This is a genomic window from Janthinobacterium sp. 78, assembly GCF_003096775.1.
Taxonomy (GTDB): Bacteria; Pseudomonadota; Gammaproteobacteria; order Burkholderiales; family Burkholderiaceae_D; genus Janthinobacterium; species Janthinobacterium tructae.
The window spans coordinates 3,653,386-3,667,624 of sequence record NZ_QENT01000001.1 but is presented as its reverse complement, the minus strand read 5'-3'; the positions used below and the strand labels follow the sequence as shown (position 1 = coordinate 3,667,624).

The following is a 14,239-nucleotide window of genomic DNA, read 5'->3' as shown; positions in this document are numbered from 1 at the left end:
GTACGCGCCCCATTGGGGCGTGCACCCCCTCAGGGTCCGACCCCAGCTGTTCCGCCTTTCGGGTTGAAAGGGGCGAATGTAATACATCAAGATCAGGAGATAATATGACCGACATCGAACTCGATAATCTTTACACCGAGCTGTGCCACACCATGGGCGGCCTGGGCGAACAGCGTTCGCCGCTGTTCCTGGCCCGTTTCGCCTTGCTGGCCATGGGCGCCATCGGCAAGGCTGATGTGGTGCAGGGCTTGCTGCGCGACGCGGCCGACGGCCTGGCGGAGAGCGCATGACAGGCGCCGGCTACCAAAGCGGCTTCGGCAACGAATTTGCCACGGAAGCTGTTCTCGGCGCCTTGCCGCAGGGGCAAAATTCGCCGCAGCAAGCGCCCCTGGGCCTGTATGCGGAACAATTGTCGGGCACGGCCTTCACGGCGCCGCGCGCGCAGAACCGGCGTTCGTGGCTGTACCGCATCCGTCCCGCCAGCCAGCATCCGCCGTTTACCTTGCTGGAAAATGTCCGCATCGTCAGCGATTTCCATGCCATGCCCCCCACGCCGCCGAACCAGCTGCGCTGGGACCCGCTGCCGCTGCCCGACAGCAGCACGCCGGTCGACTTCATCGACGGCTGGCAAACGATGGCCGGCAATGGCAGCGCCGAAGCGATGAGCGGCTGCGCCATCCACGTGTATGCGGCCAACTGTTCCATGCAGCGCTTCTTTTACTCGGCCGACGGCGAATTGCTGGTCGTGCCGCAAGAGGGCAGGCTGGCGATTGCCACGGAACTGGGCTTGATCGAACTGGAACCGCAGGAAATCGCCGTGATTCCCCGTGGCGTGCGCTTCCGCGTGACCCTGCCGGACGGCCAGGCGCGCGGCTATGTGTGCGAAAACTTCGGCACGGCTTTCCGTTTGCCCGACATGGGACCCATCGGTTCGAACGGCCTGGCGAATGCCCGCGATTTCCTCACGCCGCACGCGGCGTATGAAGACATCGATGGCGAATGCGAATTGCTGGCCAAGTTCGGCGGCCATTTGTGGCGCACGACGCTCGACCATTCACCGCTGGACGTGGTGGCCTGGCATGGCAATTACGCACCCTATAAATACGATTTGCGCCGCTTCAACACCATCGGCTCGATCAGCTACGACCATCCGGACCCGTCGATCTTCCTCGTGCTGCAAGCGCCCAGCGAAAATCCGCTGTTGGGCGCCATCGACTTCGCCATCTTCCCGCCACGCTGGCTGGCCGCCGAACACACGTTCAGGCCGCCGTGGTTCCACCGCAACGTGGCCAGCGAATTCATGGGACTGATCCACGGCGTGTACGACGCCAAGGCGGCCGGTTTCGTGCCGGGCGGCGCCAGCTTGCACAACTGCATGTCCGGCCACGGCCCCGATGCGCAAACGTTCGAACGCGCCTCGCACAGCGATACTTCCGCGCCCGCGAAGGTGGGCGATACCATGGCCTTCATGTTCGAGACGCGCACCATCCTCAAACCCACGCCGTTCGCGCTGGACGGCGGCCTGCTGCAAAACGACTATTTCGCGTGCTGGCAAGGCTTGCGCAAGCATTTCGACCCGGACCCGCTGTAAGCGCTTGGCTGCCTGGCAATAATCGTACGGCCCATTTTGCCAGGCGTGCTCTACAATTACGGAACAAGAAACTGTCGGCGCACGTGCGCCGCCTTACTCCGTAGTTGAAGGGAAAAATAAGTCTGTGACTTCCAAGCCGATCAAGATCGCCGCCACCGTCGTCGTGGCACTCGCCGCTGGGGCCGGCATTTATACCTATACGCGGCCCGCCGCTACCGCCACGCCGGGCGCTCCCGCCTCGGGCAGCCCGGCCGCCGCGCCCCAATCCGCCGTCGATACGGCCGCCGTGGCCAGCCAGTTCCGCGACTTGCTGGGCAATTTCCGCAAGATTATCGTGCTGCTGGCCGACGAGCAAAGCTTGCCGGAAGGCGCGCGCGACGAAGCCCGTAAAGTGGGGCAGGCGCTGTTCCATGAAAACCAGGAACGCATCGCCAAGCTCGACCTTGCGCTGGATCAATTGACGGCGCCCACGAATCCGGGCCGCTTCGAAGCACTCGACAGTCTGCTCACGTATATCGAATCGGACCCCGGTCTGTACGACGCGGACCGCCTGGCTTTCCGCGAACTGCTGCAAAGCATGCTGGCCGACGTGGCCAAGGATTCGTCCTTGCCGGCGATCAAGCTGCACAAGCGCATTTCCGAAGACCTCGATGCGCTGGGCGAGATCGAGCGCAATTACGAAAAGGAAATCCGGCAAATCTTCGGCAACCTGGGCCAGCGTTCCATTGAACTCAAGCGCGAACGCTGGGACGATTACGTGGCGCAGCTGAAAAAGCTCTACAGCCGCGAGCAGATTCTGAAGGAAAACGGCATCGTCGTGCCGTATGCGCTACCGCCAGCAGGTTCCGTCCCGGAAGCCAAGCCGGTGCCAAAGAAGGACGAGGCGGAAATCTTCGGCCTGGGCTTGCCGAAGAAAACCATCGTGCTGACCTTCGACGACGGCCCGCACCGCCGCTACACGGAAGAGATCAGCGCCATCCTGAAGCAATATGGCGTGCCGGCCGTGTTTTTCAACGTGGGCCGCAACCTCGGTTCGCTCGACGCGGAAGGTCACGCCAAGCTGGGTGCGGGTGCGGAAGTGAGCCGCAAGCTGATGCAAGAGGGCTATGCCGTGGGCAACCACAGTTTCAGCCACGCACAGCTGTCCAAGCAGACGGGCGACAAGCTGAAAGGCGAAATCCTCGGCACCGACACTTTACTCAAAGCCATCAGCCCGGAGCGGGCCGCACTGTTCCGCTTTCCGTATGGCGCGCGCAACAGCGAAGGCATGGCCGCGCTGGCCGATGCCCATTTGAAATCCGTGATGTGGAATATCGACTCGCTGGACTGGGCCGACCCCGTACCCAGCTCGATCACGAACCGGGTGCTGGCGTCCGTCGACAAGGCGGGGCGCGGCATCGTCCTGTTCCACGACATCCACGAGCGCACGGTGAAAGCCTTGCCGGCCGTGCTCGACAAGCTGATCGCCGAAGGCTATCAATTCGCGGGCTGGGATGGCACCAGCTTCCAGGTGGCGAAAAGCACGGCGCCCGCGCCTGAGAAAGTGGCCGTGACCACCGGCTATGCGAACTCCTGGGCCGTCGTGATCGGCATCGACGATTATGCCAAGTGGCCAAAACTGCAATATGCGGTGCGCGATGCGCAAGGCATCCGCGAAACCCTGATCGAGAAATTCGCGTTTGCGCCCGAACGCGTCGTGACCCTGAAGAATGGCGAAGCGACGCGCAACAACATCCTGGCCGCCTTCCACGACAAGCTGGCGCATGGCGGCGTGCAAAAGAATGACCGCATCTTCGTCTTTTTCGCCGGCCACGGCGCCACGCGCAAGCTCAGTTCGGGACGCGACCTGGGCTATATCGTGCCATTTGACTCCGACCCGGCGCAATTCGCCACGGATGCGATTCCGATGACGGAAATCCAGAATATCGCGGAGTCCTTGACGGCCAAGCACGCGTTCTTCGTCATGGATGCCTGCTACAGCGGCCTGGGCCTGACCCGTGGCGCCGGTTCCAGCTCTTTCCTGCGCGATAACGCCAGGCGCATCGGCCGGCAAATGCTGACGGCCGGCGGCGGTGACCAGCTGGTGGCCGACGGCGGGCCGAACGGCCACTCCGTGTTCACGTGGACCCTGCTGCAAGGTCTGGCGGGCAAGGGCGACCTGAACGGCGACGGCCTGATCACGGCGACGGAACTGGCGGCGTATGTGGCGCCGGCCGTCTCCAGCGTGTCGAACCAGACGCCCGCGTTCGGCAGCTTGCCCGGCTCGGAAGGGGGCGATTTCGTCTTCGAATTGCCGGGCGAAACAGAATTCCTCAGCCCGAACACGACACAGCTGTCGACGGAAGCGATCGCCCTGAACAGCAAGCTCGACGCCAAGCCGCAAGCGGCCAGCGTGACGGTGAAAGATTTGCAGGGCGGGGAACAGAAGATCGTCACGCCGGGTGCCGTGCCCACTTCCGCGCGCCAGCTGGCACAACGGGCCAACGACCGTGGCTTGCAGCTGTACAAGGAGAAACAGTACGCGCAAGCCGAAGCGCAATTTACGGAAGCGCTGAAATTGCGTCCCGACTTCGCGCTGGCGGCCAACAACCTGGGCTTTGTCTTCTACAAGCAGGAAAAGTACCGCGAAGCGGCGCGCTGGTTTGAAAACACGGTCAGGATGGACCCGTCGCGCGCCATCGCCTATTTGAACCTGGGCGATGCGTATGCCAAGGCGGGCGATGCGGCCAAGGCGAAAGCCGCATACAAAACGTATCTGGAACTGGCGCCTGCGGCCTCGACGGCGCCGGCCGTGCGGCAAAAGATGGAGAAACTGTAGTTGGCCCATACTTTGCCCATGGTTCACGTCTTCACCTGCAGCGGCCGCTTCGCCAGCCGGGAAGCGTTGCAGGCCTTTCTGGCGCCCACGTACACGGAAGATGGCGATGAAGTAGCGTCGCCATTCTTCCTGGAAACGGGCCTGACGCAGTACGAGCCCGCCTGCATCGAGAGCGCCATGCTGGCGTCGCCCGCGCCGCTGGCGCAGTTGCTCGACGGCGTGTCATATGGCGACAGCTGGCTGGCGCAGGCCTGCGCCGACGCGCAGAGCGTGCTGGCCGATACGAGCGTGTGCGTGTTTGCGCCAAATCAACTGGCGCACCCGCAGCGCAGTTCGCTGCATTACGTGGGCAGCTATGCCTGCGCCGGTGGCTGAGCGCCATCCCCGCGCGCCTCGTGCAATAGCTTGTTGATTGCCGCCAGCAGGCTGGTGCCCGAGGTGGTGATGAAGCGGGCGCCGGCCGTTTCCGCTTCCGTGCCGTAGCTGGCGACCGTATCTTTGCTGCAATACACGATGATGGGCAGCTCCGGCTGCACCTGCCGCACCTCGCGTACCGTGCGCACGCCCGCATCCTTGATCCTGCGGCCGTTTTCCACCCTGGCCATGTCCGTGATGAACAGCGCATAGTGCTTCTGTTGCAGCATGGCCAGCGCCTGCCTGGTCGACACGGCCTGCTCCACCTTGATGTTTTCCCGCTCCAGTTGCTCCACCAGCAAGGTATTGTTGCGCGGATGGTCGTCCAGCCAGAGCACCAGGCTGGACGGCTTTTGCGCCGTCGGCACGCCGGCCAGGGCCGTGACGGCGGCGCCACCATCGGGCGGATGGGCCAGCAACAGCTGCGTGACGGCTTCCTGCATGTCGTCGAGCGACTTTTGCTGCAAACGGCTCAGTTCCGTCACTTCGATTTCCTTGCCGCTTTCCAGGCGCACGGATTCATTTTTGACGAGGCTGTCGGCACGCTTGATCATGATGGACAGGTAGATGCGCGTGAGCAGGTAGCCGATCAGGAAACCATGCACGGAAAAGAACAGCATGATGCCGCCCACCACCGCCATGGCCGTGGGCGCATCGACGGCCAGGCTGGGCGCGATGAAGGCGGCCATGCTGCGCGCGCTGCCGGGCAGGCTTTTGAGCTCGATCAAACCCACGCCGACGATGATTTTCGTCAGCCAGTCGGACACTTCCACCAGGTTGGAATTGATTTCCATGGGCGTGGGCGTGCCCAAAAACAGGGTATTGCTGGCCACCGCATCGGCCCCCGCAGCCGGTGGCTCGTCCGGAGGGCGGCCCTTGCCATTGGCCCGCTCGTCGGGCGGCGCGGCGTTGACGGTGCCCGATGGCAGGCTGCGCGGGATGCCGAACAAAAAGCCCAGCAGCATGCCGCTGACGCAAAAGCCCAGGCTCCACAGCAGCGCCGGCACGGCGTGGTAGTACGGCGGCAGCAGGGCGCCCGCCAGCACGGCCAGCAAGCCCGCCAGCAAGATGAACAGCAGGATATACGGCAGCACGTCGCGCTTGCGCACGGCCGCCGTGGCGGTTTTGCTCGCCTTGCCGCTGCTGTCGTTCAGGTCCACGCTCGCTCCTTCAAAAAACTGAATCCAGGCAGCCTGCCTGCCGCGTATATATTCCGCAGGAGCCTGTACTGACATCATAAAAAGGGGAGACGCCATGCCATTGATAAAACGCAAACAGCTGGCAGCTTGTGCGCTGGCGCTGCTGTCCGTGCCCACGCCGCAGGCCGCAGCATCAACTGATGAGTCGCACACCGTGCGCGTGACGGGTCACTACGACAATGCCGTCGGCACCTCGGACGCGGCCAGCCAGGGCGTCATCACCAACGAGCTGATCGTCAACCGGCCCGCCTTGCGCACGGGCGAGTTGCTGGAATTCGTGCCGGGGCTGATCGTCACCCAGCACAGCGGCGACGGCAAGGCCAACCAGTATTTCTTGCGCGGCTTTAACCTCGACCACGGCACGGATTTCGCCACTTACGTCGACGGCATGCCCGTCAACATGCGCACGCATGCGCACGGGCAAGGCTATTCCGACCTCAATTTCCTCATTCCCGAACTGGTGCAGCGCATCGACTACAAGAAGGGGCCGTATTTCGCCAGCGAAGGCGATTTCGCCTCGGCCGGTGCTGCGCGCATCCGCCTGGCTGACAGATTGCCGCAAGGGCAGGCCAGCGTGTCCGTTGGTCAGCATGGCTATGTGCGCGGCGTCGTGGCAGATTCGGTTGCTGCGGGGCAAGGTACCTTGCTGTATGGCCTGGAAGTGAACCGCAATAACGGTCCCTGGGACGTGCCGGAAAACGTGCGTAAATACAGCGGCGTGCTGCGCTACAGCCAGGGCACGGCAGACAATGGCTACAGCGTGACGGCCATGGCGTACAAAAATAGCTGGAACGCCACCGACCAGGTACCGCTGCGCGCCGTGGAATCCGGCCAGATCGGCCGTTTTGGTTCGCTGGCGCCCAGCGACGGCGGAGATACGTCGCGCACCAGCCTGTCCTACGCCATGCGCCAGCGTACGCAAAACCGCCTGTTCGAGCTCGATGCATACCTGATCCGCTCGCAGCTGGAACTCAACAGCGATTTCACGTATTTCCTGGCCAAGCCGGCAGCAGGCGACCAGTTCCAGCAAAGCGAGCGGCGCACGGTGGCGGGCGTGAACGCCAGCGAAAGCTGGAACACGCAGTTGTTCGGCCTGCCCCTGCGCAACAAGCTTGGCGTGCAGGCACGTGTCGACCGGCTGTCGCCCGTGGGCCTGTACAGCACGGTGGAGCGGGTGCGGCAAAGCACGGTGCGCGAAGACCGCGTACGCGAGGCCAGCATCGGCGTGTATGGCGAAAACACCGTGCAATGGCTGCCGTGGCTGCGTTCCGTGGCGGGCTTGCGCTATGACGCCTACCGTTTCAAGGTCGACAGCAGCGTGGAGGGCAACAGCGGCGTGGCCCAGGACCATGTGGTGTCGCCGAAGCTGTCATTGATACTCGGGCCGTGGCGCAGGACGGAGTTTTTCGTCAATTATGGCAAGGGATTCCATAGCAACGATGCGCGGGGTACGACGCAGACGCGCTTGCCCGATGGCACATCATCGGCTCCCGTCACGCCTCTGGTGCCGACCAAGGGCATGGAGCTGGGCGCGCGCACGGAATGGCTGCCGGGCCTGCAAAGCTCGCTGGCCCTGTGGCGCCTCGATCTTGCATCCGAACTGCTGTTCGTCGGCGACGCGGGCGAAACGCAGCCCAGCCGCGCCAGCCGCCGCCATGGCATCGAGTGGAACAACCATTACATTGCCGCACCCTGGCTGCAATTCGACCTGGACCTGGCCGCCTCGCGCTCGCGCTATACGCAAAATGATCCGGCTGGCAACTTCATTCCCGGCTCGATTGACAAGGTGGCTTCGTTTGGCGTGACGGTGACGGACCGGGGGCCGTGGTCGGGCGCCTTCCAGCTGCGCTATTTCGGTCCCCGTCCCTTGATCGAGGACAATAGCGTGCGTTCCGCCTCGACGACCCTGGCGTATGCGCGTCTCGCGTACCAGCTCAACCGCAGGACGCGGCTGTCGCTTGACGTGTTCAACTTGTTGAATAAACGCGCCAGCGACATCGATTACTACTATGCCTCGCGCCTGCCCGGCGAGGCGGCGGACGGGGTGAGCGACCGGCATTTCCATCCGGTGGAGCCACGTTCCGCGCGCTTGACCTTGTCATATGCGTTCTGATAACGGTAGACTGCGGCATGACAGATCAGCTAGTAAATACCAGTAAATTTCTTTCCCTCATACTGCGCCACGCGCCAGAAAAAATCGGCCTCGTACTCGATGCCCAGGGCTGGGCCGACATCGGCCAGCTGCTGGCACAGGCGACCCGGCATGGCCGCCGCCTTTCCCGTGAACAATTGGATGACGTGGTGGCGCGCGACAGCAAGACCCGCTACGCCATCAGCGACGACGGCTTGCGCATCCGCGCCAACCAGGGGCACTCGTTGGCCACTGTCGACATCGGCTTGCCGCCCGCCACGCCGCCCGCCATGCTGTACCACGGCACGGCTAGCCGCTTTGTCGAGGCGATCCGCGTTGCCGGCTTGCTGTCGGGATCGCGCAACCATGTGCACCTGTCTGCCAACCACGAAACGGCCGTGGCCGTCGGGGCGCGCCATGGCAAGCCCGTCGTGCTGACGGTGGATGCGGCTGCCATGCAGGCACAGGGCCACATCTTTTATGTGTCCGACAATGGCGTGTGGTTGACGCAGGCCGTGCCAGAAGGATTTATCGGCTTCCCTTGAATCGGCATGCGCTCATGCGCTGATGAGCTTGATATCGGCTAGCCGTTCGACCAGCCACACGCACGCCACCAGGGCAATCGCCAGCGACCCCACGGTCAGCACTTGCCTGTACAGCCAGGTCTTGCGCAGCAGCCAGGCGACGGGTAAAAAGGCGGCGACGATGGCCAGCTGGCCGATTTCAACGCCGACGTTGAAGCCCAGCAGGCTGGCCAGCAATGAACCCTGCGGCAAGCCCAGGTCGCGCAGCACGCTGGCAAAACCGAAACCGTGGATCAGGCCAAAGGCAAAGGCAGCCACGGGGCGCTTGCCGCGGAACAGGGGCAGCAGGTTGTTTAGCGCGGCCAGGATCACGGACGCGGCGATGGCGGACTCCACCCAGCGCGAGGGCAGGGACACCACGGACAGGCTGGCCAGGCTCAGGGTGATGGAATGGGCGAGTGTGAACGCCGTGACGACTTTCAGCACGTCGACAAACGCCGCCTTCAAGCCCTGCTGCTGCTCGCGCAAGCCGGGCAGCAGCACGGCCGGCAGCAGCAGGGACAGCAGAAATAAAATATGGTCGTAGCCGATCCAGATATGCCAGATGCCGTGCTTCACGTAGGCGCCGAACTGCGCCAGGCGGTCCGGCGCGGCCAGCGAAATCGTCTGGCGGGGGCTGTCCGGATCGAAGATGGCCGTTTGCGTGGTGCCGCCGCTATTGATTTTTACTAGGCCCTTGTGCTGCGGGTCGAGGTCGGCGAACAGGGTGTAGCCGATGCTCACACTGGCTGGCGCGCCGCCGCCGGGACAGTCGGCGCGAAAGCGCAGCACGTTGTAGGCGCCGTCCGTGTGGCTGTCGATCAGCTGTTCGACGGCCTTCAAGGGGCAGACGCCCTGGTCGCTGGCGACTTGCAGGCGCTGCAGCGCGTAGGCGGTGATGGCCGCGTGGCGCGCGCGGATTTCATCCCAGGTCAGCGCGCCGTCGCCATTGCCGTCGAGGCCGATGGCGAAATCGAGGTCGCGCAGGGCGATATCCCATTGTCCCTCGATCTGCCGGTCGTGCACCGCCAGGCTCAGATAACTGTCGCTGGGCTTGTGGGCTTGCGCGGGAGCCAGCCAGGCGCACAGCAACAGGATGAACAGGCAGCGCTTCACAGCACACCTGCTTTCTTTGCGGCACTCAGTTTCTGCCCAGCCTGCGGCCCCAGCTGCCTGACGAGCCGCTGCAGGACCACGTCCTCCACGCCGTTGGCCGCGATCCAGGCCAGCACTGGCTGGGCTGCGCCGTCATTGCGCGCGGCCAGGGCCGCTTCGAGCACGATGCGCATGTCGGGCACTTCCTTCTGGATGGCCCAGTTCTGCTGCGCCAGTCGCAGGGCCGCGGGCGCATCCTGTTGCAAGAACAGGGCGAAACGCGCTTGCTCGCGCTGGTGCACGGTGTCGCCACGCTGCATGGCGGCGTGGAAGCGGGCCGCCAGTTCCGCTTTTGCAGCCAGGAACGCTGCCTGCCGGCCGGGCAGCGCTTGCAGGGCCAGCGCGTAACGCAGCAGTAGGGCGTCGATGCGCTGCTGGTCTTTCAATAACTTGACGACGTCCTGCGGGCGCTGCTGGTCGAGCAGGAAGTCCGCGTAGGCGCCCAGCAGATAGCTGTCGCGCGGCTGCTGCGCCAGCGCTTGCTGGTAGCGCGCCTCGGCCAGCCCGAATTCTCCGCGCCGCGTGGCCATTTCCGCCAGCAGGGTCAGGGCCCAGCTATCGAGTTCGGGCGCCGTGCCGGCGCTGCGCCGCAGGGGCAGGTCCAGCAAACGTTCGCTGCTGGCGGCGCGGCCCGTGACGCTGGCAATATTGGCAAGGCAGGTGACGGTGACCAGCTGCGTTGTCAAGGCCGACAGGCGCGCGCAGGCCGCCGTGGCTTGTTTGTAGTCGCCCTGCACGGTCAGGACGGTGGCGCGCGTCAGCCAGGCCTGGGCGTTTTGCGGCTGCTGCGCGATGATGGCGTCGAGATCCTGCAGGGCGAAGCCGAACTGGTGGGTGCTTTGCAGTATGGTGGCGCGCAGCAAACGCACGGGCAAGGGCGGTGCCGTTTGCCGCCACCAGGGCGCCAGCGCCGCTTGCGCATAGCCCAGGTAGCGCGGGTCCGTTTCGCTGCGCGCCAGGGCGATGTAGCGCTGCGCCAGGCTTGCCGCCAGGGCCAGGTCTTGTGGCGTGGCATTCAATTGCTGGCGCAGGCCGCGCAGCTCACTCTGCGTGGCATCGGCGCGACGCGGCAGCTGTTCGATGACGGCGCTGCCATCTTTCGGCGTGTAGGGCGCGGCCAGGGCCAGCAGGGGCAGGCAGGCCCACAGCAGGGAAATCGGTGTTTTCATGGTGGACGCCGTGTACGGTGGAGTGGAACAGCGCGGGCGCCGGGGATAGACTGCCGGCGCCTGCGGAGGCTTACAGCGGCACCGGTTCCGTGTCTTCCGGAGACGTCGCCATGATGGCGTCGATGGCCACGCCATCCTTGTCATCGCTGCTGGTCACAATGACGTTGCTGACGGCCACAAAGAAGGCGTCGAGCAAGACCACGGGGGGCGGCGTGGTGCCGCCGTTGCCGTTATCGTCGCCGTGGCTGCTACCGCCGCCGCAGCCGGCCAGCAAGGCCATGAGCGCCAGGGCGCTGCATGCATAGAGCTTTTTCATCGCGTTCTCCTGGTTACAGCTGTGGCGAACCGGCCACGGGGGTTTTCAGGTAAGGGAAACCCGCCGTGAAGAAGGTTTCATCGAGGAAGGCGCCGTCCGTGAAATGCAGGGCGCCGGCGGGCGCGTCGACCGGGGCGCAGCCGATGTTCAAGGTGCACAGCTTGCCCATGGCCACGCGCAGCACCACGTCGACCACGTCGTCGCCGGGGCGGCGGCCGTTCGGGAAGCCCGCATTATCGCCATCGATCACGCCCAGACGCTTTTGCGACCCCACGGCGGTGGGGACGATCGAGGTATTCAGGCGCAGCATTTCAGAGGCGACGACCGTCACTGGCTGGTTCACGCCCTTGATGCCCGTCAAGAAGGTGGCCACCAGGTCGTTGCGGGGGAAGTTGGTGGGCGCCTTGGCGCCTGCCGAGCCGAACAGCACTTCCACCAGCGCTGGCGCCGTCGGGTTGGTGACGTAGTCGGCAAATTGCGCATCGCCCGACGGCTTGCTGGCGTTGAAGCGGTCCTTGTCCTTCAAGCCGATGACCAGTTCATTTACCAGCGGCATGCCCAGGCGCGACACTTGCACCCACGCGCCGCCTTCCTTCGATGCCGCGCTGGTGCCCGGCGCCGGATTCAGCAGGCGTCCCTGGCGCAGGCTGGCCGTGGTCCAGCCGCCGATGACGGGGTCGCTGCCCGCCGTCAGGCAGGCGGTCGGCACTTCCATCTCGATGGCCGTGACGTTTTTGCGCGCCAGGTCGTCCCTGGCAGCCGACTCCGCATTCGCGGCAAATTCCGTGGCGGGCGCCTTGATGTTGATCAAGTCGAACGTTTCGCCCAGGTTCACGACGAACGGGTCCTTGCGCTGGCCGACGAACAGGCGCGCCGGCGTGGCGCAGCCGGGGATGTTGACCGTGTAGACGTGCTGCGCGGCATACGCGGCATAGTTGGGGATGGACTTGGTGCCGATGTAGTCAACGGGCTTGTCGAACGTCGTGCCGCCGCCCGTGGCGTTGGTGACGCTGCTGCGCGTGCCGCTGCGGCGGTCGCCCCGCACCAGCGTCACGCTGTAGGTTTCGCGCACGTTCAGCCCAGCCGGGTTGACGCTATCGATGGCGCCGCCGTTGATGACCAGCGGAATCGAGACTTTCTTGCCGCCCACGGTGAACTGTCCATCCTTGATGGTGTTGGTAAAGCGGAACTGGAAGGTGAGGTCTTCCTTGCCGTCGCCATTGTTGTCGATATGAATTTCGTACAGGGCGTTGGGGTCCATGGCGAAGTAGTTGGGTCCGCCGTAGGCGTCTTGCAGGGGAATATAGTCGGCCACCAGGGTGGTATAGGCGCCGCGGCCCGCTTCATAGCTGCGGAACAGATAGAAGTCGGTGGCGTCGACTTTGGGGTTTTGCGTGATGAACGGCGCTTCGCGGTGACTGGAAGCGTAGGCCGCTGGCGCGATGGCCAAGGTGAAGAGCAGGTTGCCCAGGAGGGCCGCGCCCAGGGCGGTTTTCGAGTGTGACAAAGACATTTTGATTCTCCCGATTTTTGTTGGCGTTGACAGACAAGTCCAGGAAACTGCAGGCTGCCTGACTTATACGCACGGCGGGAGAAAACGGATTCAGTTCCTTGACAAGGACCGCCCGGGACTTACCAGGCCAGCACTTTGGGGCCAAGGGCCGCGCCGATGGCGGTCGGCACCAGCATGCCCAGCACGTACCAGAAACCGACGAAGCTGGCCGCCAGCTCGGGGCAATGCAGGCAATACACGAGCGCCGCCATGGCGCCGGCGGCAAAGCCGGCAGCGGCGCCCGCCAGGCGCAGGCGCGTGGGCGCTAGTTGGCGCATCAGGCGCAGCACGGCGGCCAGGAGGGGCAGCGAGAGCAGGGCGATCAGCAAGGGGCAGCTGCGCCAGGTGGCGCCCCAGAACAGTTCGGCGCGCTGTTCCGGCGGCGCTTCGTTCAGGATGATGGCGCCCAGCGCCCACATCAACAGCAGGGGCATGGCGATCAGCAGGGGCAGGGCGCGTGTGCTGGCGCCCGGCACGCACAGGCGGCGGCTGACGTGCCAGGCGGCCAGGCACAGGCAGACGACAAAGCCCACCTTGATCCAGAAGTCGGGCAGCAGGGCCAGCTGCTCCAGGTTGGGGCGCACGCCCAGCAGCATGGCCATCAGCGCCAGGCTGGCCAGCAGGCCGGCGCCCACAGTGCCTGCGGCGCGCCAGTGCGTGCCGGGTGGCGCTGCGGCGGCCACGTCGGGGCCGCTGGCCAGCATGGCGATCAAGTCATCGGTTTTCATGGTGCGTTTCCCTCTATCCTTAAATTGGCCGCCAGCGCCTTCAAGCCGCGATGCACGGCTACTTTGACGCTGGCTTCCGAAATGCTCATGGCGGTGGCCGTGTCGCGCACGGACCAGCCGTCGAGCTTGGTATGCACGATGGCGTCGCGCTGCTGCGCCGGCAAGGTGGCCAGCAGCTTGCCTAGGTCGCGGCTGGCTTCGGCCGCCTCGGCATCGGCGCTGGAAAACAGTTCCTGCGCGCTATCTTCTTCGTCATACGGCTGGTGCTGCGCCTCGCGCCGCCCATGCCGGCGCAGCCAGTCGATCAATTTGTAGCGCGCGATCGCATGAATCCACGACGTCAGCGGCACGCCCGTGTCATACGTCAAGCGCTGGTTGTGGATGGCCAGCAAACATTCCTGCACCAGGTCTTCCACCTCGTCCGGCCAGCGCTGCAGGCGGCGCCGGAAAAACGCGCGCAAATGGGCACTACTTGCCTGCAAGAAACTGCGATACGCCGTCGCATCGCCATCGAGTCCACGCAGCATCAAGCCGTGCAGCCGCAATTCCGTGCCATGCAGGTGTTCGCTTACAGGTATTCGTTGCATGCAGGCCTTTGGTGAC

General features: G+C 64.5%; 13 protein-coding genes. 6 read left to right on the top strand and 7 right to left on the bottom strand.

Features of this window, described 5'->3' with window-relative positions; all coding sequences use genetic code 11:
• Positions 1 to 104: 104 nt before the first annotated feature.
• The 4 genes from C8C92_RS16160 to C8C92_RS16145 all read left to right on the top strand — a co-directional run bounded on the left by C8C92_RS16160 (position 105) and on the right by C8C92_RS16145 (position 4,784).
• On the top strand, positions 105 to 290 hold the full coding sequence (locus tag C8C92_RS16160; RefSeq protein ID WP_096235651.1) for a DUF2783 domain-containing protein: 186 nt from the start codon (positions 105 to 107) through the stop codon (positions 288 to 290).
• Positions 287 to 1,591 carry a homogentisate 1,2-dioxygenase gene (gene hmgA / locus C8C92_RS16155; protein WP_099763601.1) on the top strand — a complete coding sequence of 435 codons (1,305 nt, stop codon included), beginning with the start codon at positions 287 to 289 and terminating at the stop codon, positions 1,589 to 1,591. The genes C8C92_RS16160 and hmgA overlap by 4 nt, the downstream gene beginning before the upstream one ends.
• 124 nt (positions 1,592 to 1,715) lie before the next feature.
• Entirely contained in the window at positions 1,716 to 4,409 is a 2,694-nt protein-coding gene (locus C8C92_RS16150) for a polysaccharide deacetylase family protein (RefSeq protein ID WP_099763602.1), read from the top strand.
• 18 nt (positions 4,410 to 4,427) lie between these two features.
• Positions 4,428 to 4,784, top strand: a complete 357-nt coding sequence (locus C8C92_RS16145; RefSeq protein WP_116744574.1) for an immunity 22 family protein — start codon at positions 4,428 to 4,430, stop codon at positions 4,782 to 4,784.
• On the opposite strand, the gene C8C92_RS16140 is transcribed toward C8C92_RS16145, so the two are convergent.
• Positions 4,763 to 5,983, bottom strand: a complete 1,221-nt coding sequence (locus tag C8C92_RS16140; protein ID WP_165829461.1) for a response regulator — start codon at positions 5,981 to 5,983, stop codon at positions 4,763 to 4,765. The two genes, C8C92_RS16145 and C8C92_RS16140, sit on opposite strands and share 22 nt — an antisense overlap.
• Positions 5,984 to 6,077: 94 nt before the next feature.
• Here C8C92_RS16140 and C8C92_RS16135 point away from each other — a divergent pair, with 94 nt between their 5' ends.
• Both C8C92_RS16135 and C8C92_RS16130 read left to right on the top strand, forming a co-directional pair.
• Entirely contained in the window at positions 6,078 to 8,135 is a 2,058-nt protein-coding gene (locus tag C8C92_RS16135) for a TonB-dependent receptor (RefSeq protein WP_116744572.1), read from the top strand.
• A 17-nt stretch (positions 8,136 to 8,152) separates the two neighbouring features.
• Positions 8,153 to 8,698: an RNA 2'-phosphotransferase gene (locus C8C92_RS16130; protein WP_116744571.1), complete on the top strand. Its 546-nt coding sequence runs from the start codon at positions 8,153 to 8,155 to the stop codon at positions 8,696 to 8,698.
• A 12-nt stretch (positions 8,699 to 8,710) separates the two neighbouring features.
• On the opposite strand, the gene C8C92_RS16125 is transcribed toward C8C92_RS16130, so the two are convergent.
• From C8C92_RS16125 to C8C92_RS16100, 6 genes are all read right to left on the bottom strand, one after another.
• On the bottom strand, positions 8,711 to 9,832 hold the full coding sequence (locus tag C8C92_RS16125) for a HupE/UreJ family protein (protein WP_099763607.1): 1,122 nt from the start codon (positions 9,830 to 9,832) through the stop codon (positions 8,711 to 8,713).
• The gene (locus C8C92_RS16120; RefSeq protein WP_116744570.1) at positions 9,829 to 11,040 is read right to left on the bottom strand and encodes a hypothetical protein; all 1,212 of its coding nucleotides are present in this window, start codon (positions 11,038 to 11,040) and stop codon (positions 9,829 to 9,831) included. The genes C8C92_RS16125 and C8C92_RS16120 overlap by 4 nt, the downstream gene beginning before the upstream one ends.
• A gap of 70 nt (positions 11,041 to 11,110) precedes the next feature.
• Positions 11,111 to 11,356: a hypothetical protein gene (locus C8C92_RS16115; RefSeq protein ID WP_099763609.1), complete on the bottom strand. Its 246-nt coding sequence runs from the start codon at positions 11,354 to 11,356 to the stop codon at positions 11,111 to 11,113.
• Between the two features lie 13 nt (positions 11,357 to 11,369).
• Positions 11,370 to 12,869 (bottom strand): DUF4331 domain-containing protein, encoded by a 1,500-nt coding sequence (locus C8C92_RS16110; protein ID WP_116744569.1) that lies wholly within the window; start codon positions 12,867 to 12,869, stop codon positions 11,370 to 11,372.
• Between the two features lie 119 nt (positions 12,870 to 12,988).
• Complete coding sequence (locus tag C8C92_RS16105; protein WP_116744568.1) at positions 12,989 to 13,636, bottom strand: DUF1109 domain-containing protein; 648 nt, start codon at positions 13,634 to 13,636, stop codon at positions 12,989 to 12,991.
• On the bottom strand, positions 13,633 to 14,223 hold the full coding sequence (locus C8C92_RS16100) for a sigma-70 family RNA polymerase sigma factor (protein ID WP_116744567.1): 591 nt from the start codon (positions 14,221 to 14,223) through the stop codon (positions 13,633 to 13,635). The genes C8C92_RS16105 and C8C92_RS16100 overlap by 4 nt, the downstream gene beginning before the upstream one ends.
• Positions 14,224 to 14,239 lie beyond the last annotated feature (16 nt).

Bases quoted from the DNA above. Each gene is read 5' to 3' on its own strand.
- C8C92_RS16160 (WP_096235651.1), top strand. From the start codon at position 105: ATGACCGACATCGAACTCGATAATCTTTACACCGAGCTGTGCCACACC.
- hmgA (WP_099763601.1), top strand. From the start codon at position 287: ATGACAGGCGCCGGCTACCAAAGCGGCTTCGGCAACGAATTTGCCACG.
- C8C92_RS16145 (WP_116744574.1), top strand. From the start codon at position 4,428: ATGGTTCACGTCTTCACCTGCAGCGGCCGCTTCGCCAGCCGGGAAGCG.
- C8C92_RS16135 (WP_116744572.1), top strand. From the start codon at position 6,078: ATGCCATTGATAAAACGCAAACAGCTGGCAGCTTGTGCGCTGGCGCTG.
- C8C92_RS16130 (WP_116744571.1), top strand. From the start codon at position 8,153: ATGACAGATCAGCTAGTAAATACCAGTAAATTTCTTTCCCTCATACTG.
- C8C92_RS16120 (WP_116744570.1), bottom strand. From the start codon at position 11,040: ATGAAAACACCGATTTCCCTGCTGTGGGCCTGCCTGCCCCTGCTGGCC.
- C8C92_RS16115 (WP_099763609.1), bottom strand. From the start codon at position 11,356: ATGAAAAAGCTCTATGCATGCAGCGCCCTGGCGCTCATGGCCTTGCTG.
- C8C92_RS16110 (WP_116744569.1), bottom strand. From the start codon at position 12,869: ATGTCTTTGTCACACTCGAAAACCGCCCTGGGCGCGGCCCTCCTGGGC.
- C8C92_RS16105 (WP_116744568.1), bottom strand. From the start codon at position 13,636: ATGAAAACCGATGACTTGATCGCCATGCTGGCCAGCGGCCCCGACGTG.
- C8C92_RS16100 (WP_116744567.1), bottom strand. From the start codon at position 14,223: ATGCAACGAATACCTGTAAGCGAACACCTGCATGGCACGGAATTGCGG.